This is a genomic window from Rhodospirillaceae bacterium, assembly GCA_016712715.1.
GTDB lineage: Bacteria > Pseudomonadota > Alphaproteobacteria > Dongiales > Dongiaceae > Dongia.
In genome coordinates, this window is sequence record JADJQM010000006.1 from 1 (window position 1) to 4155 (window position 4155).

Here is a 4155-nt window from a genome sequence, read left to right on the forward strand (position 1 = left end):
CATGCCGCGCCAGTCGTTGTTGTGCAAACCACCCGGGCGCGTGGCCAACAGCCTGGCGAAGAACTTCACCCCACCCCCCTTTACCTTTGCGTAATCGACATCTAGCCGGGCCTTTGCATCGGCAACCTTCACCCTGAATTCCTTGCTGATCTGTCGCGCCATAGCCGTGCTGCCCTGCCTCACGGTATCGTTGAGCGCGCGCACCAGAGCCTTGTTGCCCACTTCCTTGCCCAGCCGATCCAATTGCGCTGCCACCTTGGGGAAGTTGTTGCGGATGCTGATGACGTTGCTCATGCCGATTCCTTTCGTGCCGCCTTGATGTTCGCTTCTGCCTCACGCACGCGCTCGCACCAGGCACGCCACTGGGCTGCCCCGTCGGCGATGCGCTTGGCCCAATACGCCAGCGCCTCGGCATCACCGGCCGCGATCGCGGCTTTGATGGCCAGGCCGATGTCGGCCTGTTCCTCAACCGACCACCCCTCGGCCTTTGCCGCCGCCGGGAAGTCGAGGCGCATTTGTTCGATCACCGCCCAACCTCCAAAAAGGTTGGACGCGAGGTTAGACGGCGGAAAGCCTTGTCCTGCCTAGCTCTGTCTAACCTCCTAACCTTGTCTAACCTAAATGTGCATAGCTGCACGCGCGTGCGCGTATGTGTGCGCACCCGCTCATGTACGCACGCGCCGGGAGGTTGGACGAGGTTAGGAGGTTGGACGGATGCCCTATCCATGCGGGTTTGCGCCGTCCAACCTTTTCCGGGCCGTCCAACCTTGAGGTTGGACGGAATCACCGATCCCTGGTTAAAACGGCACATCAGGCACCTCCGCCGATGAACCTGCTGCGCTGGCCGACGGTGCTGAATCCTTCTTCGGCGGCCGCTCGTAGTACCACAGGCGATTGCCCGAGGTCTCCCGTTCCTTCTTCCATCCCTGGCGCCGCATGATCTTGCTGATCGCCATCGATTCGGCCTTGGCGCGGCCGATCTTGCCGACTTCGATCTTGAGGCAATCGGTCAGCAATTCCAGCGCCGTGACGCGGCTGACCGAAGTGCCGCCCAGGTAGATCACCACACGCTCGTACCACGGATCAACTACCTCGCGTTCGGCCTGTTCCGGCTCGAACAGGTCCTGCTGCTCTTCGGCCAAGGGGTGCCAGCGCTCACCGCTCGGAAGAGATTCACCGCCTCGGCAAACAACTGATCACGCACACCGGAAAGACCATCGATGTTTATCGAATCAACCCTCCTCGCAGCGCAGTGGCCAATAGCGAGTGTTGCCGGTCTCATCCTTGAAATACTCGCCCTCATTGGTCGATCCGCCGAAGCCGACACTGCGCGGGTGGTCTTCGGGCGCTGCCGCATAGGGCGCCCGAAAGCGATCCACCTGGCTTGAGATGAAGGCCTTGACCATGGTCGAATCAGCGCGGCTGAACGAATCCAGCTCCGCGATCTCATAGACCCACACCCCCTGAATGAGCTGGTAGCTATCCTTGTTGTGCAGGTTGAGCGTCGAGTCGCCATACCACTTGCCGCCGAGTACGCGAAATGCAGACGACTTGCCGCGATACTGGCGGCCCTCGAAGATCGGCATGAAGCGCATCTGACAGCCAGGTCGGTAGATTCGCGCCACCAGGCCAATCAGGAAGAAGCGGCCGACCAGGCGGCTGTATTCGGATTCCTTGACGCCCATGAAATCGGTCAGCCACTTGTCGATACGTGACGTGCCATCCCATACCAGGCCATCGAGGTATTCGCGCACCGGGTGGCAGCGGTTCTCATTGGCCGCCCAGCCCACGCTCAGGGAGAGGTTCTGGACATTCTTAACGATCATGCGTTCCGTATGCGCCAACCACAAGCCGAGGCGCAGGGCATCATCGGCATCCCACACCGTGCCCGACTCGAACCCCTTTCCCGTGTGCCACGGCGGCGGCTTGCGCATCACGATCTTCTTGGCAAATTCGTCGGCCCACAGCACCCCCGACCACGCCGGGTGGTACTTGAGCATCAGATAGACGTTTTCGCGGCAATCCACCAGCTTGCCGTCGCGGCGCAGCAGCAGCCGTCGCCAGCCGTGCGGGCCAAACTCACCATAGTCCTCATCGTCCGGTGGCGGCTCCGGCGGCAACCCCTGGCCCGCGCCAGCCCCGGAAGGGGTAGAAGCCGATTCCGGCGGCGGTTCGGTCGGATCGACCGCACCAGGCGCGGGCACAGCCGACGTACGCGCCCGCATGTACTCCACCAAGGCTGCGCCAACAAGGCCTTCATCGATCGCATCGGCGACATCCCAGCCGTTCGGCTTCTCACCCGGCGCCGGGATCGCTACCGACCAGCACCGCGCTGCAAGCGCGTGCAGATGCCGGTGAATCGCGCGCATCGCCTTGGTGCCTGGCTGGTCGGACTCCGGCAGGATCGGCTTCAATGCCTGTGCCTCGCTCAGCGCCTGCTTGCGTTGTTCCCTCAGCGCCTTGACGAGAGCAACCCGCTCCCGCCCGGGCGGCATTTGTGCCAGGCGGCCATCGTCAATGATTGCCTCGATCTCTTCCTTCGTCAGCGGCACCCGCTTCGCATCGCAGTCCGCCCAGGTAATCACCTTGCGGCCGGCCAGCGGCGTCCAATCCGCCTTACCCTCAGCATTGCAGCCACCCGGCCAACTCACCACCACCAGGTCGGGAAACTGGAGCTGCGCCGCGTCGGCGCATTTCTCGCCCTCGACCAGCAACACCGTCGCATCCGGCCGCGCGGCCAGGCGATCGAGGCCATACAGCGGACGCGGCTTGCCGAACGAAATCCAGTGCCACTCCTCGACGCCGGTGTCCTCACAGCGCGCCCAGGAGAGCGGTATCGTGTCCTTGCCGCCATCGCTGGTGCGGAAGCGATACACATAGCCCAACACCAGGCCGGCCGCATCGCGGTAACACCAGAGCATTTCCGGCAGGCCGCGCTTGACGTGTGCCTTCGGCGGCTCCGGCGCATCGGCCGGCGCGGTGAGCAATGGCACCCATACCGGGTCCGGCTTCTTTTCCCTCACGGATTGGCGACGGACCGCCTCGGGAGGCGTGATCGGACCCGGCGCACCGGTCTCTGGAATATCGGCGCCCAGCTCGCGGCAGGCATCGAGGAAACCAATGCCGCGATAGTCCCTCAGAAAGGTGATCGCGTTGCCATTCGCACCGCAGCCGAAGCAGTTGTAGAACTGCTTTTTCGGATTGACCTTGAATGACGCCGTACTTTCGGTGTGGAACGGACAGCAGGCCTCGAATTCGGCGCCGGACTTTTTCAGCGGCACGTAGGCTTCGATTACGCGGACGATATCGACCGCATCCAACAAGGCCGGCACATCGACCCGATGCTGCTGGCCACCGCCCTCCCCTGAATTTTTATTTTTGTCCGTCACGGATCAGGCGGCAATTAAGGTTCCGAAGATGCGCCCGATCGGATAGCCGCCAGCGCGATACCACCAGCCGTTCATGATCGATTCAACGTCGGACACCACAGCCACGGGAGGCCGATCGAGCACCACCAGAGTCAAGCGGATGCCATCATGAACGGCGACGTGTTGGGTGGCCAGGATGCGGGGAGGCACTGATCTCATGCGATGCCGCGGCCCGTGACCAATTCGCGCAGCAGCTTGTTCTGCTCTTCCAGCTTGTCGGCACGGTGACGTTCCGTCGCGAGCTTCTGCTCCATCAGCGACAGCTTCGCCTGCAGATCGTAGCCACGGCGCGAGGCCAGCCAGATCAGCGGCGCTTCATTGCCGCAGATGTCCATCAACCGGTTCATGCGCTCCTGGGGGAAGTGCGCCTGCCCGGATTTGATGCGGCTCCACTGCGCAGGATCAATAGCCAGTGCCTTCGCCAGATCGCGATCATCCAGGCCGGAGATATGGACACACAACATGATGGCCCCCGTCAGCGTGGGCTGTTGCGTGACCATCCCGACATCCAGCTCGCGCATCGGCGGCTTCATCGGTAACTCAAATTGACCAGGGGCACCCATCAGGAACTTCTATACGCAATAGCCGTCATTTCAATTGACTCCTGTTAACGGTCGGAATCGAATAAAAAAAGGGCGGCGCAGTGACGCGCCGACCTGAACCCCGGCAGACGCCGAGGGGGAGGAGACGAAACAGGAGGCCAGTCCATGACAGATAGAATCGAAGT

The 4155-nt window shown here is 62.4% G+C and carries 6 protein-coding genes; all 6 read right to left on the minus strand.

All coding sequences use genetic code 11. The features are described from left to right. Positions 1–294: phage tail protein (locus IPK59_23025; protein MBK8161494.1), on the minus strand; the 294-nt coding region annotated here is incomplete at its 3' end. Next, positions 291–527, minus strand: coding sequence for a hypothetical protein (locus IPK59_23030; GenBank protein ID MBK8161495.1), 237 nt, complete (start codon positions 525–527; stop codon positions 291–293). The genes IPK59_23025 and IPK59_23030, both read right to left, overlap by 4 nt. Before the next feature lie 270 nt (positions 528–797). Next, the gene (locus IPK59_23035) at positions 798–1142 is read right to left on the minus strand and encodes a hypothetical protein (GenBank protein ID MBK8161496.1); all 345 of its coding nucleotides are present in this window, start codon (positions 1140–1142) and stop codon (positions 798–800) included. A 90-nt stretch (positions 1143–1232) separates the two neighbouring features. After that, positions 1233–3389 (minus strand): hypothetical protein, encoded by a 2157-nt coding sequence (locus IPK59_23040; GenBank protein ID MBK8161497.1) that lies wholly within the window; start codon positions 3387–3389, stop codon positions 1233–1235. Between the two features lie 3 nt (positions 3390–3392). Next, positions 3393–3578: a hypothetical protein gene (locus IPK59_23045; GenBank protein ID MBK8161498.1), complete on the minus strand. Its 186-nt coding sequence runs from the start codon at positions 3576–3578 to the stop codon at positions 3393–3395. Positions 3579–3583: 5 nt separating this feature from the next. After that, on the minus strand, positions 3584–3961 hold the full coding sequence (locus IPK59_23050; protein ID MBK8161499.1) for a hypothetical protein: 378 nt from the start codon (positions 3959–3961) through the stop codon (positions 3584–3586). Positions 3962–4155: the final 194 nt, after the last annotated feature.